Origin of the sequence: Algoriphagus oliviformis (assembly GCF_017254915.1) — a bacterium.
Lineage (GTDB): Bacteria > Bacteroidota > Bacteroidia > Cytophagales > Cyclobacteriaceae > Algoriphagus > Algoriphagus oliviformis.
The window spans coordinates 19738-44234 of the sequence record NZ_JAFKCT010000012.1; the positions used below are offsets into that span (position 1 = coordinate 19738).

The 24497-nt window shown below is 52.1% G+C and carries 22 protein-coding genes; 2 read left to right on the top strand and 20 right to left on the bottom strand.

From position 1 onward, the window contains the following. Nucleotides 1-5: 5 nt before the first annotated feature. The 7 genes from J0A68_RS20510 to nfsB form a co-directional block, all read right to left on the bottom strand. The gene (locus J0A68_RS20510) at nt 6-1451 is read right to left on the bottom strand and encodes an aldehyde dehydrogenase family protein (RefSeq protein WP_206580123.1); all 1446 of its coding nucleotides are present in this window, start codon (nt 1449-1451) and stop codon (nt 6-8) included. Then, nucleotides 1426-2595, bottom strand: coding sequence for a mandelate racemase/muconate lactonizing enzyme family protein (locus tag J0A68_RS20515; RefSeq protein WP_206580124.1), 1170 nt, complete (start codon nt 2593-2595; stop codon nt 1426-1428). The genes J0A68_RS20510 and J0A68_RS20515 overlap by 26 nt, the downstream gene beginning before the upstream one ends. 59 nt (nt 2596-2654) lie before the next feature. Continuing rightward, nucleotides 2655-3665, bottom strand: coding sequence for an L-rhamnose/proton symporter RhaT (locus J0A68_RS20520; RefSeq protein WP_206580125.1), 1011 nt, complete (start codon nt 3663-3665; stop codon nt 2655-2657). Between the two features lie 297 nt (nt 3666-3962). Beyond that, nucleotides 3963-5297, bottom strand: coding sequence for a GntP family permease (locus J0A68_RS20525; protein ID WP_206580126.1), 1335 nt, complete (start codon nt 5295-5297; stop codon nt 3963-3965). Nucleotides 5298-5406: 109 nt separating this feature from the next. Continuing rightward, entirely contained in the window at nt 5407-6267 is an 861-nt protein-coding gene (locus J0A68_RS20530; protein ID WP_206580127.1) for an AraC family transcriptional regulator, read from the bottom strand. 282 nt (nt 6268-6549) lie between these two features. Further along, complete coding sequence (locus J0A68_RS20535) at nt 6550-7410, bottom strand: DUF4437 domain-containing protein (RefSeq protein ID WP_206580128.1); 861 nt, start codon at nt 7408-7410, stop codon at nt 6550-6552. 45 nt (nt 7411-7455) lie between these two features. Further along, nucleotides 7456-8121 (bottom strand): oxygen-insensitive NAD(P)H nitroreductase, encoded by a 666-nt coding sequence (gene nfsB, locus J0A68_RS20540; RefSeq protein ID WP_206580129.1) that lies wholly within the window; start codon nt 8119-8121, stop codon nt 7456-7458. A 79-nt stretch (nt 8122-8200) separates the two neighbouring features. Here nfsB and J0A68_RS20545 point away from each other — a divergent pair, with 79 nt between their 5' ends. After that, nucleotides 8201-8548 (top strand): winged helix-turn-helix transcriptional regulator, encoded by a 348-nt coding sequence (locus tag J0A68_RS20545; RefSeq protein ID WP_206580130.1) that lies wholly within the window; start codon nt 8201-8203, stop codon nt 8546-8548. Nucleotides 8549-8681: 133 nt separating this feature from the next. Here J0A68_RS20545 and J0A68_RS20550 read toward each other — a convergent pair whose 3' ends face one another. The 8 genes from J0A68_RS20550 to J0A68_RS20585 all read right to left on the bottom strand — a co-directional run bounded on the left by J0A68_RS20550 (nt 8682) and on the right by J0A68_RS20585 (nt 15344). Next, entirely contained in the window at nt 8682-9110 is a 429-nt protein-coding gene (locus tag J0A68_RS20550) for a DoxX family protein (protein WP_206580131.1), read from the bottom strand. A 3-nt stretch (nt 9111-9113) separates the two neighbouring features. Beyond that, a complete protein-coding gene (locus J0A68_RS20555; protein WP_317195137.1) occupies nt 9114-9692 on the bottom strand; it encodes a carboxymuconolactone decarboxylase family protein in 579 nt (192 codons plus the stop codon). A gap of 65 nt (nt 9693-9757) precedes the next feature. Continuing rightward, the gene (locus J0A68_RS20560; protein WP_206580132.1) at nt 9758-10582 is read right to left on the bottom strand and encodes a helix-turn-helix domain-containing protein; all 825 of its coding nucleotides are present in this window, start codon (nt 10580-10582) and stop codon (nt 9758-9760) included. A gap of 75 nt (nt 10583-10657) precedes the next feature. Further along, nucleotides 10658-11458, bottom strand: a complete 801-nt coding sequence (locus tag J0A68_RS20565; RefSeq protein WP_206580133.1) for an alpha/beta hydrolase — start codon at nt 11456-11458, stop codon at nt 10658-10660. Between the two features lie 7 nt (nt 11459-11465). Next, entirely contained in the window at nt 11466-12584 is a 1119-nt protein-coding gene (locus tag J0A68_RS20570) for a Zn-dependent alcohol dehydrogenase (RefSeq protein WP_206580134.1), read from the bottom strand. Nucleotides 12585-12588: 4 nt separating this feature from the next. Beyond that, nucleotides 12589-13857 carry an NAD(P)/FAD-dependent oxidoreductase gene (locus tag J0A68_RS20575; RefSeq protein ID WP_206580135.1) on the bottom strand — a complete coding sequence of 423 codons (1269 nt, stop codon included), beginning with the start codon at nt 13855-13857 and terminating at the stop codon, nt 12589-12591. A gap of 11 nt (nt 13858-13868) precedes the next feature. After that, nucleotides 13869-14177: a 2Fe-2S iron-sulfur cluster-binding protein gene (locus tag J0A68_RS20580; RefSeq protein WP_206580136.1), complete on the bottom strand. Its 309-nt coding sequence runs from the start codon at nt 14175-14177 to the stop codon at nt 13869-13871. A gap of 6 nt (nt 14178-14183) precedes the next feature. After that, entirely contained in the window at nt 14184-15344 is a 1161-nt protein-coding gene (locus J0A68_RS20585) for a cytochrome P450 (protein ID WP_206580137.1), read from the bottom strand. A gap of 166 nt (nt 15345-15510) precedes the next feature. Here J0A68_RS20585 and J0A68_RS20590 point away from each other — a divergent pair, with 166 nt between their 5' ends. Next, the gene (locus J0A68_RS20590; protein WP_206580138.1) at nt 15511-16353 is read left to right on the top strand and encodes an AraC family transcriptional regulator; all 843 of its coding nucleotides are present in this window, start codon (nt 15511-15513) and stop codon (nt 16351-16353) included. 5 nt (nt 16354-16358) lie between these two features. On the opposite strand, the gene J0A68_RS20595 is transcribed toward J0A68_RS20590, so the two are convergent. From J0A68_RS20595 to J0A68_RS20615, 5 genes are all read right to left on the bottom strand, one after another. Then, nucleotides 16359-17201, bottom strand: coding sequence for a hypothetical protein (locus J0A68_RS20595; protein ID WP_206580139.1), 843 nt, complete (start codon nt 17199-17201; stop codon nt 16359-16361). A 115-nt stretch (nt 17202-17316) separates the two neighbouring features. Further along, nucleotides 17317-18645, bottom strand: coding sequence for a c-type cytochrome domain-containing protein (locus J0A68_RS20600; RefSeq protein ID WP_206580140.1), 1329 nt, complete (start codon nt 18643-18645; stop codon nt 17317-17319). Nucleotide 18646: 1 nt separating this feature from the next. Then, on the bottom strand, nt 18647-19756 hold the full coding sequence (locus J0A68_RS20605) for a twin-arginine translocation signal domain-containing protein (protein WP_206580141.1): 1110 nt from the start codon (nt 19754-19756) through the stop codon (nt 18647-18649). 10 nt (nt 19757-19766) lie between these two features. Then, a complete protein-coding gene (locus J0A68_RS20610; protein ID WP_206580142.1) occupies nt 19767-21248 on the bottom strand; it encodes a DUF1501 domain-containing protein in 1482 nt (493 codons plus the stop codon). A 4-nt stretch (nt 21249-21252) separates the two neighbouring features. Next, nucleotides 21253-24492, bottom strand: a complete 3240-nt coding sequence (locus J0A68_RS20615) for a DUF1553 domain-containing protein (protein ID WP_206580143.1) — start codon at nt 24490-24492, stop codon at nt 21253-21255. Nucleotides 24493-24497 lie beyond the last annotated feature (5 nt).

Sequence of the window (24497 nt, forward strand, 5' to 3'; positions counted from 1 at the left end):
CTCCTTCAAACCAAGGCCCGAGTGACCCGCTTTCTGACCAAATAATCATCCAGCGCGAACGAGGAGCAGTCCACTCCTATCCCACTGTTTTTGATCCCTCCATGCGGAAGGTAAATGCCAAATTTCACCCCGTTGAGGTGGACTTCTCCGAATTCCAGCTTCTCGGCAAAATAGCCAAGACGGGCTTCGTCCTTGGAAAAAACGTAGGACGCCAGTCCCGCATGGGTATTGTTGGCAAGCTTCAATACTTCCTCTTGATTTTCGAAAGGAACAAGAATAGCCACCGGCCCAAAGATCTCCTTCTGCAAAACCTCCGCTCCGGGATCATCCAACACAATGACGGTAGGTTGGAAAAAATAGCCCTTCCGACCGATCTTCTCTCCTCCACAGCGCAACTTTCCACCCTGGGCGACTGCCTCTTCGACGATTCCGGCTACCTTTTCCAAAGAAGCACGGTTGGCCAATGGGCCCATCTGAGGGGAATTTTCCCTCCCAAATCCTACAGCCGTAGCTTCGAACCTCTCCACCAGTCCCTCTGCAAACCGGTCGAAGACGCTTTGATGGACAAAAAATCTATTGGGCGCTACACAGATCTGTCCGGAATTGCCGGTCTTCAAAGCCGCGCCGATATTCATCGCCAGCTCCAGATCCGCATCTTCAAACACGATAAAGGGCGCGTTGCCACCACACTCCATGCTATACCTTTTGATGGAGGATCTACTGCTTTGTGCAATGAGCTTTTGGGCGGTCTCGGTAGAGCCGATCATGGTCACGAGCTTGGGGATCGTACTTTCGCAGAGGGGAATGCCCACTTGCGCCACATCTCCACAAAGAATATTGACGACTCCATTCGGAAAGCCGATTTCGGCACAAATCTCACCGATCAGATAGGCTGAAAGCGGTGAAAACTCCGAGGGTTTGATAATAATACTGCAGCCCGAGGCCAAAGCCGGCCCGAGTTTGAATCCCAGATTGAGAAGGGGAAAGTTGTAGGCCAAAAATGCCACCACCACGCCCAAGGGCTGCGAAACCATGTAATGTTCGTGGGTTCCTTCCCTGTCCGCAATGGGAATGTCTGTACGGTTTTTGATCTCTTCGGAGTAAAAAGCCAGGGAGTCCGTGATACTCTCCAAGTCTTCGGAAGTCCCTTCCCAGACTTTTCCCATCTCAAACATGATGCTCTCCCTGAGCAGCTCTGCCTTGGCCAAAATGGCATTTCTGAGCCTGGCAATCCACTCCAACCGCTCCTCCAGCGGGAGCAAACTCCAATACTCAAAGCCTTCCTGGGCGAGCTGAAGCGCCGTCTCGGTATCCTGTCGATTGGCCCAGGAAATCGTAGCTATAGGCTCCTCCGTCCCTGGACAAACCACCGAAAACACCTCCCCGCCCGAGGACTCCCGTAGGCTGCCTCCCAGGTACAATTGCTTATGACCGAATTTCAAATCTTTCATTTTCCTCTGCTGTTTCGCTGTCCATATACTTTTCCAACATCTCAGGGCACACATCCACTCCCAGACCAGGCCCTTTGGGCACTTGAATGAGACCATCTTCCAGTCTCACCTGATGCTTGGTCACCTGATCCCTCAGGCTGTTTTCGGTACGATCCAGTTCCAGCATGGGCAGGCTGTTGTACATCCTTCCAGGATTTTTGTCAAGATTTGCCACCACATGAATGGCTGCACTGATCGCAATCCAGGTACCCCAAGTATGCGGTACCAGATCTTTGCTAAATGTTTGGGCCAGTGTCGCGATCTTCTTTGCTTCGGTGATTCCTCCGGCGGCGCAGATATCAGGCTGGACGATGTCCACGCTTTCGTTTTCCAAGAGCCTTCTGAACCCATATTTCAGGTACTCGCACTCCCCCCCTGCGATGGGGATGCTGGTATGGTCGCGCAGTCGTCTATAGCCTTCGTAATCCTCCGGAGATACAGGCTCCTCAAACCAGCCTATGTCGTATTGCTCGATTTTCTTGGCAAGCTCGATTGCTTCTTTATAGCTGTAGGCGTGGTTGGCGTCGACCATGAGCTTCATATCCGGCCCGATTGCATTTCTGACGGATGCGACATTTTTCACGTCTTCCTCTATGCCCAGTCCGACCTTCATTTTCGTGGCCCGGAAGCCCTGCCCTTTGTACATCGCGGCTTCCTCGGCGAGCGCCTTCTCCAGGTTTTCGACTTGGGTGAAATACAGCCCGGTGGCGTAAGGCTCGATGACGGGATTTTTCACCCCACCCAGCAAGACAGAAACCGGCTGATCGAGCAGCTTGCCCTTGATATCCCACAGCGCCACGTCCACGGCACTGATGGCCGCCTGCAGGATTCCGCTTCGGGCATAGTCCATTGACCTGCGGTACATCTCCTCCCAAAGCACTTCATGCTCCAGGGCGGACTTGCCCAGAAGAAAGGGCTCGAAAAATTTGATACCTGCCTTCAGTATATGCGCTGGGCCATACCCTTCCCCCCATCCGTAGGTTCCATCCTCCAGGGTGATTCTGACGATGCAGATTTTTCGCATGTCGTATTGCCATTGGGAAAAGTAAAATGGCGTATCCAACCTTTGGCTGATTACAAAGGGTTCTATAGCTGCGATTTTCATAGTAATAGGTTTAACTGATTTCATGGTTTTCCTTGCATGTGCCGGCACACGACTTTCGCTTATAGATAGTTGGCGTAGCCTAGAAGGCACACTGCCAAAATCAATACCGCCAAGCCCTTCAGCAGTTGCCTGAAAGGCTTTTTGGCATTGTCCCACTCCCCGGACCTGTAGGCCCAGACATTGCTGATGATCAGTGCCAAACCCAGCAGGATGGGCCAGCCGACCACAGGTCCCAAGTCGCCCAGCAGGGCGGCACCCTGCCCATACACCCCCAGCGCCGCAAACCAAAACAAGCCCGAAAGAATAGCCCACAGGTAGGACTTGCCAGCGTAGGCAGTGCCAAAGGAAGACCAGGAATTGTTTCTGAAAAGCAGGGAGATGGAGTAGCCCGCGTTCATGATGAATGCGCCTACCAACACCACCACCCAGGCCGCCAGGCTGGCGTTTTGGGGCGAAACGCCGGTATCGGCGGCCGCTTCTGCCACGGCTGAGGCATTGGAAAAGCCTACGTTGAGCAAGGCTGAAAGCACTCCGGAAGTCACGGCGATGGCAACACCTTTGCCGATAGACTTAGGATTGGAAACGGAAGCGGAAGCGCGGACTTTGTCCCGATTGATCCCCGCCAAGGCGGTGATGAAAACACCGACCAGCAGAAGCCCCACGCCGATCATAATCACGGGAAAGGATGGCTGGCTGAATGCGTCTTGGATTTGGAAAAAGGGGATGATCGATCCGACCGATGCCGCCAGTCCCATCACGATTCCATAGGTGATTGAAATCCCCGTGTACTCCACGCTCACCCCAAAGAGAATCCCGCCTATTCCCCAAAGAAAGCCAAACAACATGGCCATAAAAATGACCTCTTCCGGGCTGGAGAGGATTACTTCCCAAAGGTCGGGAACAACCAACAGGGCCCACCCTACCGGAAACAAAACCATGGCAATGACGGAGTAAACCAGCCACCAGGCTTCCCATTTCAAGGGGGTGATGTATTTCATTCCGAGACCGAAAGTCCCCTGGAAAAAGCTGGCAAAAAGCACGAGGGCAAAAGCGAGAACGAAGCTATCCATACATGTGATCTGTAAAACCAAGTAGAATACAGAGCTTGCGATTCCCTATTCCTTTGGTCATTTGGGTTTGGTTTGTGGTTGGCAAAACAGGTGATCCCCCATGGCTAAAGCACTGAGGAAAAAGCAGAAAGCACTCCACAATTGGAATGGGCGGGAGTGATCTTCTGTCTTGACCTTCACAAAGAAAATGGAAAGGACGCCGAGCAGATTGGCAGATTTTAGCCTGTACCTAGCGTATTTTACCCTGTTTTGAAAAATCCCGGAGGTAGAAAAGGGGTACCAAAAGGAAAGAAGTCTTTAGAAGCCTAGCAGCATCAGGAGCAAAACCCCCAACAATCCAGAAAAGCCCATGATCAACGACTGGACGGTGTAAGTACGATAAAGCGTCTGGGGTGGAACCTCGTGAAGGCGGTTGAGCAGCCAGAAGAAACTGGAGTTGGCGTGAAATACGCAGAAAGAGCCGCAGCCGATCAGCGCAGCTGCAATCTGTGGGCTTACCGGCAGCGTGTCCACGATAGGACCGATCATCGAGGCTGTGGCGACCAGCGAAACGGTGATAGAACCCGTAGAGGTAGTCAGGATGGCTGCGATCAAAAACGGCAACATCATCCCGATAAAGGGGAATTCCGAAAAGACGGTGATGAGCTCATTCTGAACTCCCGTGGCTCGGATCACCTGTCCAAGCGCTCCGCCCGCTCCCGTGATCATGATGACCAGCGCAGACTTCACAATAGCCTGCTCGGTCAGCCGGTTCAGGCTGGATTGTTTGACGGTACGGGAATAGGAAAACGCTGCGATACCTGCCCCTATCAGCACTGCCACCAACGGGATCCCGGTAAAGCGAAACAGTCCCGATACCAGCGTCTCAGATTCCTTTGGGACAAATGATCCCAAACCGATCAGGGCAATGGGAACTAGGATGGGCAGCAAATCGGCAAAAACCCCAGCGCCAGCCATATCGGACTCGGATGCCTCGATTTCGGCTGCCCCATGCTCTTTCCGCAGCTTTTCGTCATAAACTATCCAGGCATTTTTGCAGTACAGAACGACCCAAAGCACGCCCCCGGCCATCGCCAAAATGGCCACAAAACCATTGACAAACAACATATCTGCAAGTGCGACATTCATCATGGAGGCCACGGCCATAGGCCCAGGAGTAGGCGGAATAAGGGTATGGGAGACCGTGAGGCCAGCGGTCAGGGCCAAGCCCAGGTAAAGCACCGGCTTTTTGCTTTTGACAGAAAGCGATTCGATGACAGGCTGCAAAAGGATATAGGCCACGTCCACAAAGACCGGGATGGATACAATGTAACCCGTCGCACCCATTGCCCAGGGAAGGTTCTTTTTTCCCACCCAAGCGACCACTCGGTCAGACACCCTGAGTGCCCCACCCGTCTCCTGCAACACCTCTCCGATGAATGCGCCAAGGATCACGATGATCGCGATCCAGCGCAGGGTATCGCCAAAGCCCTGCAAAAGCACCTCAACGGTCTTTTCCCCACCCATTCCCATCGCAAGGCCCAGCCCCATTCCAGTCAGTATCAAAGCCACGAAAGGATGGATATTCCACTTGGAAATCGAAAAGATCAAAAGGAGCAGAAAGACGGCAAGAATAGCGATATGGGCGAGCATCGACAGGTTATTTGGGTAATTGAGGCGTCAAATTAGAAAAAACGCAGGTACGCCATGAAAGGAATTTTACCCTACTATGCCCCTATTTTATCCCAAATCCCGAAGCAGTCTACACAGAGCTGCGAAACTGTTTGGGGGTACAGCCCATGATCTGCTTAAACTGGTTGTTGAAGTTGGTGATGGACTTGTAGCCCACGGTGTAGCAGACCTCTGACACAAACATCTCGTCCTCTACCAGCAGCCTGGAGGCATTTCTGATCCTGACCTCGTTCAAAAACTGCGTGAAAGACTTGTTGGTCATTTTTTTGAAAAACCTACAGAAGGAATTGGTCGTCATGCAGGCCACATCGGCTATGTCCTCCAGTGTGATATAGCTGGCGTAGTTGTCGGATATGTACTTCAGTACGGTATCCAGGCGCTGTGCATTCTCTGTGGTGTACTGTCGCATGTCGGAGGATGAAAGCACTTTTTTCTCCTTGGTGACGGACAGCCTATGCAAGATCTCCAGCAGCTTGATGGACTGCATAGCAGGGGACAAATCCGTGATCCGCACCAATTCGTCGTGGAGCTCACCGCTGATTTGCTGACCAAAGCAGACACCGTACTTGGAAAGGTCCAGGAGCTTTTCTATCTCCGAAAACTCGGGGTTTTTGAAGGTGCCGTTTCCCATGAAGTCATCGGTAAACTTCATGATGATGGTTTTGACCTGGTTTTCCCCGTGGTTTTCCTTGTAAAAAGAAACGTCGTTTCGCCACAGATGCGGTAGATAGGGCCCGACCAAGACCAGGTCGCCGGGAAAAAACTGGCACACGCTATCCCCCACAAACCGGATTCCGTTGCTCTGGGAAATGTAGAGCAGCTCGTACTGGGCATGGTAGTGCCAAGAGGAGTCCAAGCAGGGGATTTCCTTTTTACAGATGTTCACTCGTTGATTCCCAACGTCCTCGGGATTTTTCAAAACCAGCTTCATAGGAACCAAAAATAAGTGAAATTAAGGAAACAGTCCAATCCAACATTGGGACATGAATAATCAGCTTGGAGCCCGAAAGTTAAAAAATCTCCAAGCACGGCCTGGCGTTCCTTCGTGCAGTCTACTACCGAATAGATTTGTAGGGAAGAGATGCTCTCTACACTTGACTGATACAATCTGCCAATTCGTTTCATGAAATCCCTTCTCCCACAAAATTGAGCGTTCTGACACACACATTTTCGTAAGGCGTATACTTTTTGGGGTAAGCGATGAAGTTTTGATCTACATCACTTCCAATTCCCCATTTGTCCTCCCATAAATCACCACTTCCTCGCTGGTGATCAAATCATGTTTGGCTTTGGTTGATGAGGTAAAATAGCTTCCGGCATCCACTGCTTTGGTTTCTCCGCTTTGGGGTAGTTTGTAGGCCAGGTTTCCCTGAATAACTACGGCATGAAAAATATCGCCTTCGCTGTTGATGCGGCCTTTAAACCCTTGGGGCAGCTTGATGAATAGCCCTTTTAGGTTTTCATTTTCCCATAAAAAGCTTAGGGCTGCGCCACTGTTTGGAGCAATCCACTCGGCTTTATCGCTGCTTAACCATACCACATTTGATGCGTCAATAGTTACTGGGCGCTCGCCATTGTCAAAAGCTTCTTCGGTAGGCTTTACCAAATACGGACCATGGTCAATTTCTACGTATGCTATGTTTTCATCTCCTTTCGCGGCAGTAATGTGCGCTTCGCCAACGGGCTGTGTCCAAAAGCTTCCCGGCTTCATCCACATTTTTTCAGCTGAAGGATCATCGTTGTGGATGCTTCCGCTGATGACTACCGCTCTGTAAGTAACATTGTGGATATGGGGTGGAGATGAGAACCCATCTGCAAACTTGCCCAGAAACCCAGTCGCAACTTTTCCTTTTCGATCTCCCCAAAGAGTACCTGCCTGCGGACTGGCATCGCCCCGGGCTGGGTTTAGCTTTTCCCATTTGACCTCCGAACTCAGTACCACCGCATTGGTGAGGTTTTCGATGGTCAAACTTGTAGCTTCTTTCGTTTCGTCAGCAATGGTTGAGGAATTGGTTTGAGCACAAGCCATTAGGCTAGTCGCCACAACCAAGGCGGTGATAATTCTAAATTTCATGTTCGAGAGAATTGATAAAGCCCGCATAGTAGCAGGCTTCTTGTTTTAATTTAGTTCGGTAATAATGTACTCTTGTGGCAGGCGCGACTTTGGCGTTTTTTCGGTGCTGTTAAAATCTGCTTGATCGCGGTAGCCCAGCGCCACCACACCTACAGCCGTGTATCCTTTTTGGCGTAAGGCAAACTCTTCGTCCAGCGCTTTCAAGTCCACACCTTCCATAGGAAGGGAGTCAATGCCTAGCGTAGCCGCTCCCAACAAGAAATTTCCCATGTTTAGATAGACTTGTTTTTCGAGCCAATGCGGCAGATCCTTTACATCATAGCGATGAATGTCAGCAAAGATGTTTCGGGCGCCATGAACTTGTTGTTTGATATCGGCACTGGGAAAGCGCCCGTCTTTTTCTTCCTGATCCAAGAGCAGCTGCATATACTCCTCGTCGGCATTGGTGCGGGCGGCAAATACCACCACATGAGATGCATTCAGAATCTTAGCTTCATTGAATTGGAAAAACCCTTGAGCCTCTTTCGCAATACGCTTTTTGCCTTCGTCGGTATGGGCAATCACAAAATGCCAGGGTTGCAGATTGGTGCTCGATGGGCTCATCTGCAACAGTGATTTCAGCTGCGCAAAATCTTCCTGTGAAATCTTTTTGTTGGGGTCAAAACTCTTAGTAGAGTATCGCCAGTTTACTACTTTTTCTAGGCTTGTCATTTTACTATAATTTTTATAGTCACAAACCTATTTATAGTATATTTGCCATGCAATAACGGTCAAAAAGGATAGTATTATCATGGAACTGGCAGAACCAAGGATTTTAAAATACAACGGCAGAGAATACCCTTGCTGTGCGAGTCTGACAATGGGCATCATCGGAGGAAAATGGAAAACGGTGATTTTATACCATTTGATAAATGGGAAGCTCCGCTACAATGAATTGCGTAAATGTATGCCAACTGTCACTGAACGTACGTTGGCATTGCAGCTGCAGGCTTTGGAAGAAGATGGAATAATACTGAGAGAAGTATTTCACAAAAAGCCTCCCTTAAAGGTAGAATACTCCTTGACAGATCTAGGGAGCACGTTAGTCCCCCTCATTCAAGCTATAGCGAACTGGGGAGATAGCGTTGCTGAGAATTAATTTTTCAAGCTAAAAATTGATCGGCGCCATGTAAAAAGCTACCGCAGTAAGGTATGTCTGCGGTAGCTTTGTTTGGCGAAAGGACTTGCAGCCCAGTCTTTAGTCGTTGAAATACAGCTAATCCATGGACATCTCATGCCTGCTGCAAAAGTGATTTGCCCTTTTCATAGTAGTTAAAAGCCATGCCTGTCAGTGAGGTGATCAAAGCAAGATGGATCATTCCCTGCATCCAATTGCCCTGAGGTAAATACACGGTGAGCAGTGCCACCATCATGATCGATGCCAGTGTTGCAAAGGACAGGACTAGCTTTCTATTTATGATAAGCGACACTCCGGCAAGCAATTCGACAAGGGCAAGCACAGTCGCGAGCACCAGAGTCCCCGTATCCCCTAAAAAGGACCAACCCGTCTTATACAAGCCTAGGGCCATCTTCTCCAGGCCAACTCCGCCGAGAAAACCTTCAAAGAACTTTTCCAGCCCTCCCCAGACAAACAACAGCCCAAAGCCTACACGAATCAATAGGTTTCCAAATTCCAATTCTTTTGTTTCTGTATTTTCCATTGCTTACAGTTCTGGAGCCAGTGGAAAATCGATCTCAAAACCAGTAAGGTTGTGGATGTAGTTGCTGATTACCTTGTCCCCAACGACGATTACCACATCGATCAAGTTGGCTTCGGTATATCCAGCAGCAAAGAATTCTTCCTTTACCTGATCACTTACCTTTCCACGACCTTCTACGATAGCTTTGGTCAGTTTGGCCAGCGCGTCGAGCTTTGTTTCAAAAGAAGCGCCTCCTTTGCGGATTTCGAGTACCTGCTCATCTGTAAAGCCGTTCATTTTGCCGAGTACCGTGTGTGCCGACTGGCAATAGCGGCAGCCATTGACCTCGCTGGTGACTAGATTCACCACTTCGCGTTCTTTGGCTTTCAGGGTTGATTTGCGGTTTTGAAGAGCGAGGTAATCTCCAAGTGCAGTTTCGTTTTTGGCATAGTACGCATACAAATTAGGCACAAAACCAAGTCCTTTTTTCAGGTTATCAAAGATGGCTTGGTTGTTTTCCGAAACTTCTTCTCTGGTGGGAATAGCGAAATCTTTCATTGTCTTGTGATTGTTAAATGTTGAATTTTCAAATTGACAATGCAAAGATGTCTTCTAGAGACAGGCTGCTGTTAGGCAACATTTCCCTACGAGTGGGCAATTCTTCCCAATCAGTGAGATTCTTTGAATTCTGAGGGAGAAACGCCCAAGGAGTTCCGGAAAAAGCGCCCAAAAGTCTGGGGATCTTCAAAGCCTATCTCGTAGGCGATTTCCTTGACACTCTTGTCGGTATGCCGGAGCAAGCGCCTTGCCTCAAGGAGCCTTCTTTCCTTGATGTACTGCAGGGGGGACTTTGAAGAAATCTTCGAAAAGAGATTGGAAAGCGTCTTTGGAGACTTGTTGAGCATAGCCGCGTATTCTGCGACGGTGTGGACAGTTCTGAAGTTTTTCTCAACCAAAAAATTGTACTCCCGCACCAAATCCATCTGAAGCTTGTCTATTTTCCCAAAATCCTCCTGCTGCTTGTATATGCGGGTGCAAAGGATGATAAAGCGCTTCAGCATGGACTGGAGCATTTCCAGCTGGAGCTCGTCCTCAGATCGCATTTCCAGTTCAAACATCTTCCAGACGGTTTGGAACTTCTCCAATTCATCTGCTGGAATCACAAAAGAGGGTAATTGCGAGGCTCCAAAGAACAACACCCCCTTACAGCCCACCTCGCTGTCATGGTCGATAATGCAGTAAAAAGAGCGGTTGAAACGTATCATTCTGGCCTTACATACCCGGGTGACGTCGGCTTGATGAAACTCAGTCAGGCATACAATCTCATTGTTTTGAAAGCTGCGGTTCACCCCGTCTATTATTAGCTGATTGTCATCGCCTTCAAACCATAAAAAGGTGAGCGGGCTTTCCAACGCCTCGGTCTGAGTCAGACAGTCTTTACTATGGACCTGCTGCAGCTGCAAATATTCATTCAGTAGACCTCTGTAAATCATATCAACGTCAAAGTTACTCCTATTTTAACGGGATCTACTGAACGGATTACTGAGTTTCTCAACCCTTGTCGTTTGTCATTTTAATTGGATGTCAAAAAAACGAAAGCTTTTCTCCACATGCTCCCGCCAGTAGCTCCATTCATGCCCCCCTGCATATTCCTCGTATTCATGGGCTATACCCAAGTCGCACAACTGGCGGTGAAGCAGGCGGTTTCCGGCGACCAGTTCGTCGTCCACCCCGCAGTCAAAGCGTATAGGTGGCCATTGAACCTTTCTATCCTTTATCAGATCCACGACGTCATTGGACTGGCCTGATCGTCCGTAAGAATCCAGCCTTTCCTCCACAAAAAGAGACATTTCTTCAAAGCGGGTGATCGCACTGTGCACGGAAATCGCCGAGTAGGATTCCGGCTGCCCCAGTCCCAAGCGCAGGGCTCCATATCCACCCATAGATAGCCCACCCAAACAAATCTTCGAATTGGGACCCGCACAGGGGATGTACTGCCGGATCGCCTGGGGTACGTCCTGCGTAATCCATTTAGAGAAATCCCTACCATGATGGACCAGATACCCTGATCCATCTCCCCAAAGCCCGTCAGAGGGCATGGCTATAATGGCCGGCCGTATCTCGCCACTCTCCATCAGCCTTTTGGCAGTGGTATGGGCGCCGCCTTTCATTGCCCAAACCCAGGCGCTTCCATACACCCCATGCAGCAAAATGTAAATAGGCAAGCCGGTCAAGCCCTCAACTACTTGGGGAACAAAGAGACAGACATCTCCCCTGCCTTGCAGATTGGGGGATTTTAGGGTCAAAAAGCGAAGCCCATCCCGCTCGTAGGCAGTGTCGGAGATCTCGACAGATCTAAAGTCTTTCATACAACAACTAGGAAAAAACGATTACACCCTTTGCGTTGACTCCGGCAAGCATGTCGTCAAATGCCTCCTGCAGCTGGTCCAGGGCATATTCCTTGGTGACCATGTCATCGAGCTTGAGCGCCCCCTTGCCATAGAGATCTATGATCTTGGGAAAATCAATCTGGGGCTTGCACATGCCATAGAGGGGATTAATGTAGGTTTTGTCCCATTCAAAAAGGCGCATGTCAATGCTGATCTCTTCCTCTATTCCGCTCACCTGCACGGCGGTGCCCCCGTTTCGGACCATCGCCAGTGGTGCCGCTCCCAGTGCGGGAATGGCCGTACACTCAAAGGCATAGTCTGCCGCCCGCCCGCCGAGGAGCCGGGCTACTTGCGCCGCCGCCTCTTTGAGTCCCCTGTCATCTGGACGTGCCAAGACCAAATCGGTCGCGCCAAACTGCCGGGCAAACTCAAGCTTTCGGGGATTGACATCCACCGCGACAATACGTCCGGCTCCGGCAAGGGCGCAGGCATTGACTACATTCAAGCCTACCCCGCCACAGCCCAACACCACCGCTGAGCTCCCGACCTTAAGCTTCGCCGCGTTGACCACCGAGCCGTAGCCAGTCATGACCCCACAGCTGATGATGCTGGCGGCTGAGAAGCTGAGGTTGGGCAGCGAAAAACGTACGGCCGCCGACTCCCTTACCAGCGCAAGTTCCGCCAGAGTTCCCAAATTAAAAGACCGTTCGATGGCCTTTCCCCGCCATTGGGAACTCCCCAATCGGGCCTGTCCCGGGGTATGGCCGTTGCCTCCAGCCACCACGGGAGAGTTGTTTTCGCAGATATGCTGGTTTCCTTCTTGGCATTGGAAGCAGTGCATGCAGGGAGTCGCCCAGTTGAGGATCACTTGATCCCCGACGCGCAATCCTTGCACCTCGGGGCCCACTCGCTCCACGACTCCAGCCCCTTCATGGCCCATGATGATAGGTTTGCCCCAGGTTAGGGAGTCGTAGTCAGTGTGGCAAAGCCCAGCGGCTTTGATTCGGACCAGGATTTCGTCCCCTTGGGGCTCGGAGAGTTCCACCTCGCATAGGTCAAAAGTTCCGTCTCCGGTGGCCACCGCAGATTTTGCTAAAATACTCATGGTTCTATTTTGGGAGGTTTAAGTGGGGTGTTGGCGAAAATGCAAAGGAACTGTAGTCGATAGTGGGGTCTCCTACCTTTTCCGAATCTAAAGCAGTCCTTTCTTTCAGGTATTTGGTACCCCAAACATAAGCTTTGGGAACATTGACCGCATCTACGGCAAGCAGCCGCCCTTCCTTGAAATACCAGAGGGAAAAACTGTGCTCCCCTTCTCTCCGCAACACGGAGTGGTCGTAGCCTTGGGACAGTCCCACCATCTGCAGTTTGAGGTCGTATTGGTCAGACCAAAACCAGGGCAAGGCGTCGTACACCTCGGGTTTTCCCATCAGGGCAGCGGCAGCGGTTTTGGCTTGATCAACAGCATTCTGAACCGACTCCAGGCGCAAATGCCGCTCGTAGTATGGGTTATAGTGAAGCGTACAGTCTCCAATAGCGTAGATATGTTTGTCCGCTGTACGGCATTGTCCGTCCACGGCGATACCGCCAGTAGCATCCAACCCCGTCTGCTCCGCAAGCTCGGAGTTCACCCGGATCCCCACGCCAAACACCAATAGATCGGCTTCGATGCTTAAATTGTCCATAATGGAGACCTGCAATCCGTTTTTCGAAGGACGTATCGCTTTGACCTCCTGCCCCAACAAAACCTCGACACCCTGTGAGCGATGGAGCTTTTCAAAGTAACTGGAAAGTTCCGGCGCCGTGACGCGGGAAAGCACCCGTTCCTCCCTTTCCATGACTGCTACGGCCAAGCCCATCTTCCTGAACGAGGCCGCCAGCTCCAGCCCGATAAACCCGCCTCCCACGATCAGGGCTCGTTTGCTTGTGCTCTGCCCTACCCGCTGCTGAATGCGCCGCATGTCGCCGGCATTTCTCAGGGTAAACAGGGGCATGCCAGGCTCCATGCCATTTAACTGAGGCATCCATGCCCTTGCCCCGGTGGCAAAGACCAATTTGTCATAGCTCAGCACATTGCCATCGGAAAGGCGAAGGGCCTTGGATTCCCTGTCCAAGGTGGTGACTTTGATACCCAGCTTCAGCTGGATCTGTTCCTTTTCATAGCTTTCTTGAGCCTTCAGTAGGCTCAGGCCATTTCCTGGATTTGCCAGGTAGGATTTTGACAAAGGTGGCCGGTGATAAGGCAAGTCAGGGTCTTGGTCGATTAGGACGATCCCCCCTTGCCAGCCCTCTTTCCGAAGGGCAAAAGCAAAACTGACTCCGGCGTGGCTCGCACCGATCACCACACAGGTCTGATTGGGGCTGGATAAGCTTTTCATTTCGGGAGAGGTCATTTCGCCACACGGAGCTGGATACCGTCCAGCGCATCAGAAACCTGGATTTGGCAGCAAAGTCTGCTGAACTCATCCGCACCATCAGCCAGCTCAAGCATATCTTTCTCGATGTCAGAGGCAGGGCCTGTTTTCTCCATATCCCCAGGAGCCACATGAACGTGGCAGGTCGCACAGGAGCATACGCCCCCACAGTCCCCGTCTATTCCCTGAATGCCATGGGACACCGCCAGCTCCATAAGCGATCCACCAAATCCCTCTGCGATCTTGCTGCTTCCATTCGAAGCGATAAATGTAATTTTTGCCATATCCGTTTAGTTTTTTGGGTGTAGTCTGACTTGGAGCGAATGGAATCCGACTTTTCGGTGAAAGTCGCCCCAAACCTCGATGTTGTCCCGGGCCTCTACGAGCTCCACTTTTTCTATGTTTTGAATCATTTCTTTGAGCAAAATCCTCATCACCTGACGAGCATGTGTCGCCCCGAGGCAATTGTGATGGCTGAAGCCAAATCCCACGTGGGGATTTACCTTGCGGTCGATCTTGAGCCGATCCGGCTCCTCAAACACCGTCTCATCCCGATTGGCTGAGGCCCAGCAAAGCGACACCCTGCTGTCCGCCTTCACCGCATGCTCACACACCTGCGTATCTTGTGTGACTACTCTGCCCATGTGGGTAAGCGGAGAGAAATAGCGTATCATTTCCTCCACGGCCGTATTGACCAGCTCTGGCTCCCTTCGCAGTCGCTCCAGATCTTCGGGATAGCCGGCAAAGTGCGCCAAGCTATTGGTAACGGCATTGATCACCGTGTCCCTGCCTCCGGCAAAGGTGAGCACCATGACACCCTTGGCTTCCTCCCTGCTCAGCTTTCTCCCGTGCACTTCGCCATGCATCAGCAGGGAAAAAAGATCCTCTCCGCGATGCGACTCCGCCTCCTTCAGCTTGGCGTCTATGTAGTCGTACAGGACGTCAGCCTTTGAGCCATCCAAGGCTTCCCCTTCACTTCTAAACACATGCGTACCCCAAGAAATCCACCTTGCTGCCTCCTCCATGGGAGTATTGAGCAGCAGCGTCAAGGCACGGGACTGCAGCGGAAGCGCAAAGTCATGCACCACTTCGATTTTTTCTCCGCCAGCGACTTCGGTGAACAGGCCCGACACGATGGCGGCGAGCTGCTCCTGGTACTGCTCCTCCAAAGGACGCTTAAACCAAGGCTCCACCATCGCCCGGTAGGCACCGTGCATGGGCGGATCCACCTCAAAAGGGATCTGCCGTGTGTTTCGGATGCTGACCTCTGAGGGCACCACGATCCTTCCAGGCACTGTTTCGGAAGTAAAGGCCTGGTAATTGTGAGCGGTCTTTCGCACATCCTTCAGGCGAAGGAGCATGGTCACGGGATCACCCTGGTCATCGATTTCCGCGTACCCCTTGTCAGCACGGATCTGGGCAAAGGGATCGGGCAATTCACTTTCTTTCATGGCTGTAGGCTTTTTTTGGTCTTTCGATTATCGCTTTACAAAACTTGCAAATCGACCGCTACAGGGGATTGCCTATTTTCGCCAATACATACCTTATTTTGACGCTTAAGGAGGAAAATATCCCAAAAAGAGTCATAATACAAAACAATTGTTTAGCTTCATCCCCATGAAACCCGTCTTGGAGCCCATCCCTTTGGAAAAGAACCAGTCGATTTTGGCCTTTTGCTTCAACAAAAAAAATTTTGAAACCCCCTGGCACTTTCATCCCCAATTTGAGCTTACGTGGATTGCCTCAAGTACGGGAACAAAGTTTATCGGCGACTTCATCGGAAACTATGAACCCGGGGAGCTGGTTCTGCTGCACTCCAACCTACCCCACTACTGGAAAAACGGTCAGAACCAAGCTGACCCCGCAACATCCTATGTCATCCAGTGGAACGGGGATGCGATGCCGCACGCGCCTGAGATGGAAGCGATTCATGAACTGCTCCAAGCCTCCTCCCGGGGGATACTTTTTGACCAAGTCCAGGCGGCGGCTATTTTTCCCCTGATCCAAAAATCAGTGGATCTCAGTGGAGCGAGCCTTTACCTACAGCTCTTGACCATCCTATCGGCACTGACAGCATGCAGCTACAGCTTGCTTTCCGAATCGGGCTTTACCAAGGCCATTCCGCTGGAATACAGCTCACGGCTGGAAAAGGTTCACGAGTTTGTGGCCAATCAATACGGTCGAAAAATCTACCTCAAAGAGGTATCCGAGCTGGCAAACATGTCCGAGCAGGCCTTTTCGCGATTTTTCTCAAAGATGGCGGGGAGGCCCTTTTTTGTCTTTCTAAACGACTATCGAATCCATACAGCCGCCCGCATGCTGTTGGAAAAAGACGATCCGATCGCACAGATCGCTCAAGACTGCGGCTATGAGTCCCTGCCTTTTTTCCACAGGAAATTCAACGAAGCCTATGGTACAAGCCCTGCGCGCCACCGCAAAATACACCAGTCGAAACCCTAGCGAGCCTACTGGGCAAACCGATTAAAAAACTCGTCGGTATCCTTGATCTCCGAAAGGCCCAAAATGTAGCAAACCTCACTCAGGTCGGAGAAATCCAGGCCGTTTTCCGCAACAGCCTTGTTGTCGTATCGGCCATCGATGCCGTTGTATCGCAGGCCGACCGCTACGGCAAGCTGCCACACGGCCTTCAGCTTGGGATCGCTGAGCTGCGCTTCCCACTGACTGTAGCCGGGGGTTCTAAATCCGGGAGTGCCATTGCCCACCGCGTTGCCGTCGGGTATCTTGTGGTAGTCTATGGTTGACTTGACGAAAGCCAGGCTTTCCTTCGAGGTCACCTCCTCATTCCAGTTGCTATGCTGGACCACGTGAATACGTTCCGCAAGTGCCACTTCAGGCATACTCGACTGGATCTCTCGGATCAACAAAGCTGAAAAATCAGACTGTCCAGCCTCTGCAATCCATACCTCCCCACCGGATTTCAGGGTCTTTTTCACCCGTTTGTAAACCTGCGCCAAGGCTTTGGCCCGGTTAGCATCCGCATCGGCCCACTTTTTCCCAAAAGCCAAATCCAACACTTCACCAGGCGGAACATACAGTCCCTCCTGTACCCCATAGGTACCGGCCACAGGTAGATAGCTCAGGTTTTTGAACTCGGGATGGGACATCAGCATGTACAGCGCCGCGGCGGTGTGAATGTCGTCCACGTCCGTCTTGCAGTCCATCTGTACAAGCAACAGGTCGGTATCCCGGTCAAAAGCCGGCTTGGAAAGTGCTTGGGCTTCACTTGCTTGGGGCAACAGGCCTGAAAGCAACAAACCGAAAAAAACAGAAATTGAACACAGTTTCATAGGTAGATTGGGTTATGATGAGTTGAAAAGAATTACCCGCAGAATATTGGAAGGACCAAAATAGAAGTTTGGTTCGAAAAAATCCGCATCGTGCAAAGATTGGCTTCGCCAGGCATCAGCCCTCTCCGATCAATCGGATCTCTCCTACTTGGGTCTGCGTGATCCTGGTCTGCCAGACGTAGACTCTCCTCAGCTTCCCCAATTTGCCAAGCTCCTCCAGACAATGGTCAGTGACCTCGTTTCCATAGAGATTGAGAACCTGGAGGCCCGGAAACTTCCCAGAGAAAGACAAACCCCTATCCGTCAAGTGATTTCTTTCCAATCGGAGCTTGAGCAAGTTTGGCATTGCGGGCAGCCCTGCCAGATCTGTATCCCGCATTCCCAGACCGGAAAGATCCAGCCAAAGGACATTTTGCCGAATCGGCTCCAAGCTCAGCAGCAAGTCTTCCAGCCGCTCGACTCGTAGCGCCGCTGCCGGGATATGTACATCATAGCTATAGGAGCCATCCAATAGCTCCCGGATCAGGACACCTTTGCCTCTCAGCTCTTCCAAAACACCCGGGCGAACAGGTGCCAAAACAACTTTCAAATCTTCAGTTTCCCCGGAGGGGACTAAGCCCAAATAGCCTGTAGCCAAGCCGCTCACAGAGTCGGCATAAGCGGTCATCGGTTTGGAAAAATCCCCTCCAGAGCTGATCCATGCTTCCAAAAGTGCCATCTCTTCTTTGGTCAACTGCTTTTTCCCTTTGGGTGGCATCACCTCTTCGTCAGACTCTTTCAGGTGGATTCTTCGGATCAGTTCGTTTTCTTTTCCAGGTGAAGAAACTACCGGCCCACTCTCCCCTCCCCGGAGGATGCTTTCGGGGGATTCCAGAGACAAGCCCCCCTTGAGCTTACCCTGTCGGTGACAGGAAACGCATTTTTGCTCCAAGATCGGCCGGATCACATGCGGAAAAAGCTGCGTTTCCTGTATACTTTCAGGCGCTGGAGGCAGGCTTTCCTTCTTCCCAAAGGGGGCATAGGCGGTAAGGTAATCGCTGCCATGGGTCAGGTTTCCTCCCAAGTGTCCCGTCATCCCCAGCCCCAATATCATTGCACAAAGCATCCCTCCCGCTAAGCGGGAGTGCACGGCCATACGGTTTCTCATCGCAAAGGCCGCGTAGCCACATCCTGCCATCGTCGTGGTCAAAATCCCTGCCCACTGGTGCTGGGCTACCATCTCCGTATCGTATTCTCCCGAGCTGGCCAATAGAAATCCAGCCACACAAGCGGCAGTCGCACTCAGTGCCCCCAGCAGAAGCGCGAAGACTATGGCTTGGCGATAGTCTTGGTTTTTTGCCCATACCTGGTAAGCCCACATCAGAAAAGCCAGCATCAAAAAGCCGATGGGCAGATGTACCAACAAGGGATGAAACCTCCCGATAAACAAGTCCAGGTTTTCCATTTCAGATGCGTTCCAGTTTGACCGGGGCACTGCCGTGGGCATTCCACTGGCAGATGTATAGGTTTTTGTCGCCGTCCACGCATACATCATGGCCGTGAAGCAGAGGCTTGCTGGGCAGCTGATAGGAAGGCTGAAGTTTTCCATCCAGGTAGTCTGGTCTCGTCCCACCGGGATTGGACACTACCCTATCCCCCTCCAGCACTGTCACAAATCCGGTGTGTTCCAACCAATCGAAAGTCCCCTCACGAGGTGTTGACCAGCAGACTCCGGCATAGAGATTTGTATCGTCGATCACTGCCCGGCAAACGTAGAGATTGGGCAAGTGTATAGTCTTGACATAGCGTCCATCAAGCGTGAAGAACTTAAAGGCATTTTCGCTTCTTGAAGTACATATTAGAAGAGGATTTCCAACCACCCTAAAGTCGAGGGCGATGCCATGGGCATTGTGCAGATTGTAGTTGGGATCGGGGTTGTCATGGCCTCCCCATTTTCTGATAAAAACACCCTTGGAATCGTACTGCAGGATGTAGTCACTTCCGTAGCCGTCCGCCACATAAACATCTCCGTTTTGGGGATTGACAGCGACTTCGGTAGGTCGGAAGGGGGCTCCCGGCTCATAAGCTCCTTGGGTCTGGGGATGTCCTATGTCAAAAATCGTCCTGCCATCCAAAGTGCTTTTACTTACCCGCCCGCTTTGGGGCACCATCTTTCCTTCTTTTCCCATAAACCAACCCGAGTCAGCCAGATACAGAAAATCCTCCCCCCCTTCTGAAGCCAAGGCGATGCCATGACCTCCAGGATAGGCAGTTCCCCAGGCGTCCAGAAGCTTTCCAGAGCGGTCAAAGATCAGGACATTGTGATGGGGATGGTCACCGATCATGACCAAGCGGCCCCGGCTATCCATGACCATCTCGTGACAGTTGATCAAAGGGTAGCGTATGCGGTCCAGCACTGCCCAATCCCGCACCATGCGGTACCGGTACTCGCCGTGGCCGAGGATCTCCTCTTCATTTCGGCTTTTGCTGTGGATGGAAAAACTCTTGACCGGATCGACGGTAAGCAGTCCTGCTGCCAATCCGGACTTTTTGATAAAATCTCTTCTTGTAGTCATGTCGAGCGGCTTAGGCGATCAGGTCTTTCACGATATGGCCCTCTACATCGGTAAGGCGAAACCTTCGCCCCTGATGCTTGAATGTCAACTTCTCATGATCAACTCCCATCATGTATAGCAGGGTGGCATGGAAGTCATGAACAGAGACGGGGTTTTTGGTGATGTTGTAGCTAAAATCGTCCGTCTCTCCATAGGTGAAGCCCGGCTTTACGCCAGCTCCCGCCATCCACATCGTGAAGCATCGAGGATGATGGTCTCTGCCATAGTCATTGGGGGTAAGTTTTCCCTGGGAGTAAACGGTACGCCCAAATTCACCTCCCCAGATGACCAGCGTGTCCTCTAGCAAGCCCCGCTGCTTGAGATCCTTGATCAGGGCGGCGGTGGCTTGGTCGGTATTCTTGCATTGGGTGCGGATGGCGCCGGGCAAATAGGCGTGCTGGTCCCAGCCCCGGTGGTAGAGCTGGACAAACTTCACGTCCTTCTCCAGCAGCCTCCTTGCCATCAGACAGTTGGCTGCATAGGTACCCGAATCCCGACTATCCGAACCATACATATCAAAAATATAATCTGGCTCATTTGACATATCAGTCAATTCCGGCACCGAGCTTTGCATCCTGTACGCCATCTCATATTGTGCAATCCGGGCGTTTATTTCAGGATCTCCGAAAGCTTCATACTGTAAGGTATTCAGCTCCTTGAGATACTCCAGCATTTTGCCCCTGTCCGCGCCGTCGTAGTTTTCCGGATTGTTGAGGAAAAGCACCGGGTCTGTCCCCGACCTAAACTGTACCCCCTGATGCTCAGTTGGGAGAAAACCGTTGCCCCAGAGCCGGGCATAGAGAGGCTGACCACCGGCGTTTTTGGAGTTGAGTACGATGAAGGAAGGGAGGTTATTGTTGTCCGAGCCGAGCCCATAGCTCACCCATGACCCAATCGAGGGACGTCCGGGGAGCTGATGTCCCGTCTGGAAAAACGTGATCGCCGGGTCGTGGTTGATCTGCGGCGTATGCATGGACTTGACGAAACAAAGCTCGTCCACCACCTCTGCGGTGTAGGGCATGAGCTCGCTGACCCAGGCACGACTTTGGCCATATTGCTGAAACTTAAAAATAGACGGGGCAATGGGCAAGGAAGACTGGTTGGCGCTCATACCGGTGAGCCGCTGACCTCCCCGCACCGATTCCGGCAGATCTTTGCCAAACATCTTGGCCAGTTCGGGTTTGTAGTCGAAAGTTTCGAACTGCGAGGGGCCGCCGCTTTGGAACAAATAGACTACCCGCTTGGCCTTGGGCACCAAGTGCGGCAGGCCCGGCAAGCCTGCGATCCCGCCCGAGGAGGTTTCTGCCAGCAGCTTGTCGGCTTTAAATAGGGAGCCCAATGCCAGGGCACCAATTCCCAGGGAGGTCTTGGTCAGGAAATCCCTGCGGCCTATTTTCTTTTGGATATGCTGAAAATCCGGATGCGTGTGGGTTGTTTTATCGTAGTGGCACATGGGTTTATCTTTTGGTGATGACTGCGTCTGAATTGAGAATAGCACTGGCAACCACTGCATTGGCTGCGACCAGCAGGGGATCTATCGAGGAATCGACTCGGTACTGGCCGCTCTCGAGCCAGCCCTTGGCTTTTTCCGGATGGGAGCGAAAGAGGACTAACTCTTCATGGTATAGGCGTGTGAGGACATCCAGCTCACCTGGTAAGGGAGAGCGTCCAGAAAGCCGGACAAAAGCTGCCGCAATGGCCCGCGTTGGAGTGATGGATCGGGCCATATCTTCGCCCAGCTTCCGGCAAGCCTCCACGTAGGTAGGGTCGTTGAGCAGCACCAAGGCCTGCAGCGGGGTATTGGTCTTTTGCCGACGGATAGTGCATTCGTTGCGTTCCGGCTGGTCAAAGGTCGCTTGGGTAGGATTGGGGATGGTTTTCTTCCAAAAAGTATACATGCTCCTTCGATAGAGCTTGTCGCCGGTATCAGGTACATACTCGGTGGAGTTCATTGACCAAAGCCCTGCCGGCTGGTAGGGTTTGACACTTGGCCCACCCACTTTACCTACCATCAGGCCACTCGCTGCCAGGGCATTGTCCCGGATCATCTCACTGCTCAGTCGGATTTTGGGACCACGGGCGAGGTAGATATTTTCCAGATCCTGCTCCACCTTGGCCGGAGCAGCCTGGGAACGCTGACGATAGGTTGCGGACAAGAGGATAAGCTTTTGCATCTTTTTCACATCCCATCCGCTGTTTATGAATTGCAGCGCGAGCCAATCCAGCAGCTCCGGGTGACTGGGCAGATCCCCTTGGTTGCCAAAATCCTCACTGGTTTTGACGATTCCCCTTCCAAAGTAGCTTTGCCAATAGCGGTTTACCGCTACCCGGGCCGTCAGCGGATGATCGGGATCAAACAACCAACGCGCAAAGCCCAGACGATTTCGGGGCAGGCTCCCGTCCATGGGAAGGATAGCTTTTGGGGTGTTGGGAAATACCTCCTCTCCGTAATTGTCATACAGCCCGCGGAGCAAAATATAGGTAGGCCTTGGCGTCTCCATGTCCTTCATCACCATCACCTCCTGCACGGACTCTATGCTGTCCACAAAGGCCCTCCGCGCCTGGGTCAGGCTTTGGACGGCCTGGGTGTATTCTTGGTTTTGGGAAACAAAGTAGCAGGCGAGCAGCTTTTTTTCCTCTGACGAAAGCCCCTTGGATGGCTTGCCCACAAGCTGCGAAAACCGGACAGGACTGGCCAAGGCCATCGCCTCAAGCCCGGTGAGTTCACGTCCATACACCCGCAATTCGTCCACCAGCCCCCCTTTCAGCCCAAATCCCCTCCACCTTCCGCCGAGACTTAGGCCGGGCTCTATAGGCTCCGGGTAGATGACGTCTTTGTAGTCGTTGAAAACGATGTCTTTGTAAAGGTTGTCATGCTTGACCTGCATCGCCAACTCTTTCCCGTTCAGGTAAAGCTTCACGCCAACTGCCCTGCTGGATCCGTCATAGGTCATCAGCAGATGGTTCCAAGTATCGGTGGGAAGTGCAGTCTCGCTCAGTTTTTCAATGGCATTTCCCGGCCAAGTGTGGGCCAGCATGACTTCGAGTTTTTTGTTGCGATAGTACAGATGATATCCCTTGAAGGCATGCAGCGCCGTGCCCATATTTTTGTGGAACACTACCCCCTCCTCTAGGGAATCGGGCACATGGAGCCATAGGGAGATACTGAAGGGCTCGTTCCGCTTGTAGATCCCCACGGGTTTCAGATCCAGCCAGGAATCCCCGTCAAACTCCAAGGCTCTGCCCTGCTTTCCTGCGGCAAACCTCGCAGGATCAGCCTTCGCATACATCAGATCCATCTTCCCCTCTTCGCCCGTGAGCCTGTTGTCCAGTGAACCTTCAAAGGAATAGTGCGCTTCCAGGCTCTTATCCAGGGACTTCATCCCAAGTGAACGATAGCCTTCCTCCTCGATCCAGCGCTTCGCTTTACCCTCTAGTGCTACAGTCAGATTTTCGGCCTTTTTTTCCGCTTCGCCCTGTGAGGCATCCAGGTAGTCCAGGATCTTTTTTTGGCGCTCGTCCGGGAGCAAAAGTGTAGGAACGGGAATATCCATCGGGTCGCGAGAGATCTGCCCGGACTCGTTGACTTGGTTGAAAAAGCTGTACATCTCGTAAAACTCCTGATGGGAGATCGGGTCATACTTGTGGTCGTGACAACGGGCGCAGCCTGTGGTCAGCGCCATGAGCCCCTGCCCCACTACAGCCGTCCGGTCTATGACGCCTTCGACCCGATACTCTTCGGCGACAATGCCATCCTCGGAGTTCTGCGAGTTGAGCCGGCTGAAGCCCGTGGCGAGGATCTGGTCGCGGCTGGGGTTGGGCATCAGATCCCCTGCCAGCTGCCATGTCACGAACTGGTCGTAGGGCATGTTGTCATTGTAGGACCGGATCACCCAATCCCGCCAGGGGCTCATGTCCCTGTAGTCATCCACCTGATAGCCATGGGTATCGGCAAATCTGGCCAAGTCCATCCAGGCCGTGGCCATCTTTTCACCGTAGTGCGGCGAAGCCAGCAGCTTGTCCACCTGCTTTTCATAGGCATTGGGGGAGCTGTCTTTTACAAAAGCCCCAACCTCCTCGGGACTGGGAGGCAGACCGGTGACATCCAAGTACAGCCTCCGCAGCAGCGTCTCGGCATCCGCCTCCTGCTCCGGTGCCAAGCCCTGCTTCTCCATCGCACTAAGGGTAAAAAAGTCCAGCTCATTCCGGGGCCAAGAGCTATCCTTGACCTTGGGAACCTTTTGAGGCTTGGGCTTCACGAAGGCCCAATGGGGTTTGTATTCCGCTCCTTCTTCTATCCAGCGGATCAGAATAGCTTTCTCGCGATCACTCAGCACTAGGTTAGACTCGGGAGGAGGCATGACCTCCGCTTCATTTTGGGATAGAATACGGTGAAAGACTTGGGAATTTTTCAGGCTCTTGGGCGTGATGGCATAGTGCCCTGGAAACTCCGGCAGCTCCTGATAGGCAGCTTCGGCGCTGTGGAGCTGTAGGCCTGCCTCTATTTTCCCCTCGTCGGGACCATGGCAGGCAAAGCACTTGTCGGAGAGAATGGGCTTCACGTGGATGTTGAAGTCCAAGACCTCTGGCAACTCCTGATAGGCGGTCTCGATCGGCTCCGGCAAGCTTGGTTTGCAGGAAGCCATCGCAACGCATGCGAGGGCCAGTGCAGCAGTTATTTCGGCAAATCTTTTCATAGGCT

Excerpts from the sequence above, each read along its gene's own strand:
- J0A68_RS20565 (WP_206580133.1), bottom strand. The coding sequence starts at position 11,458 with ATGAAAGACTTTAGATCTGTCGAGATCTCCGACACTGCCTACGAGCGG.
- J0A68_RS20545 (WP_206580130.1), top strand. The coding sequence starts at position 8,201 with ATGGAACTGGCAGAACCAAGGATTTTAAAATACAACGGCAGAGAATAC.
- J0A68_RS20535 (WP_206580128.1), bottom strand. The coding sequence starts at position 7,410 with ATGAAATTTAGAATTATCACCGCCTTGGTTGTGGCGACTAGCCTAATG.
- J0A68_RS20560 (WP_206580132.1), bottom strand. The coding sequence starts at position 10,582 with ATGATTTACAGAGGTCTACTGAATGAATATTTGCAGCTGCAGCAGGTC.
- J0A68_RS20530 (WP_206580127.1), bottom strand. The coding sequence starts at position 6,267 with ATGAAGCTGGTTTTGAAAAATCCCGAGGACGTTGGGAATCAACGAGTG.
- J0A68_RS20525 (WP_206580126.1), bottom strand. The coding sequence starts at position 5,297 with ATGCTCGCCCATATCGCTATTCTTGCCGTCTTTCTGCTCCTTTTGATC.
- J0A68_RS20605 (WP_206580141.1), bottom strand. The coding sequence starts at position 19,756 with ATGACTACAAGAAGAGATTTTATCAAAAAGTCCGGATTGGCAGCAGGA.
- J0A68_RS20575 (WP_206580135.1), bottom strand. The coding sequence starts at position 13,857 with ATGAAAAGCTTATCCAGCCCCAATCAGACCTGTGTGGTGATCGGTGCG.
- J0A68_RS20595 (WP_206580139.1), bottom strand. The coding sequence starts at position 17,201 with ATGAAACTGTGTTCAATTTCTGTTTTTTTCGGTTTGTTGCTTTCAGGC.
- J0A68_RS20585 (WP_206580137.1), bottom strand. The coding sequence starts at position 15,344 with ATGAAAGAAAGTGAATTGCCCGATCCCTTTGCCCAGATCCGTGCTGAC.
- nfsB (WP_206580129.1), bottom strand. The coding sequence starts at position 8,121 with ATGACAAGCCTAGAAAAAGTAGTAAACTGGCGATACTCTACTAAGAGT.
- J0A68_RS20600 (WP_206580140.1), bottom strand. The coding sequence starts at position 18,645 with ATGGAAAACCTGGACTTGTTTATCGGGAGGTTTCATCCCTTGTTGGTA.
- J0A68_RS20570 (WP_206580134.1), bottom strand. The coding sequence starts at position 12,584 with ATGAGTATTTTAGCAAAATCTGCGGTGGCCACCGGAGACGGAACTTTT.
- J0A68_RS20520 (WP_206580125.1), bottom strand. The coding sequence starts at position 3,665 with ATGGATAGCTTCGTTCTCGCTTTTGCCCTCGTGCTTTTTGCCAGCTTT.
- J0A68_RS20550 (WP_206580131.1), bottom strand. The coding sequence starts at position 9,110 with ATGGAAAATACAGAAACAAAAGAATTGGAATTTGGAAACCTATTGATT.
- J0A68_RS20590 (WP_206580138.1), top strand. The coding sequence starts at position 15,511 with ATGAAACCCGTCTTGGAGCCCATCCCTTTGGAAAAGAACCAGTCGATT.
- J0A68_RS20610 (WP_206580142.1), bottom strand. The coding sequence starts at position 21,248 with ATGTGCCACTACGATAAAACAACCCACACGCATCCGGATTTTCAGCAT.
- J0A68_RS20515 (WP_206580124.1), bottom strand. The coding sequence starts at position 2,595 with ATGAAAATCGCAGCTATAGAACCCTTTGTAATCAGCCAAAGGTTGGAT.
- J0A68_RS20580 (WP_206580136.1), bottom strand. The coding sequence starts at position 14,177 with ATGGCAAAAATTACATTTATCGCTTCGAATGGAAGCAGCAAGATCGCA.
- J0A68_RS20510 (WP_206580123.1), bottom strand. The coding sequence starts at position 1,451 with ATGAAAGATTTGAAATTCGGTCATAAGCAATTGTACCTGGGAGGCAGC.
- J0A68_RS20615 (WP_206580143.1), bottom strand. The coding sequence starts at position 24,492 with ATGAAAAGATTTGCCGAAATAACTGCTGCACTGGCCCTCGCATGCGTT.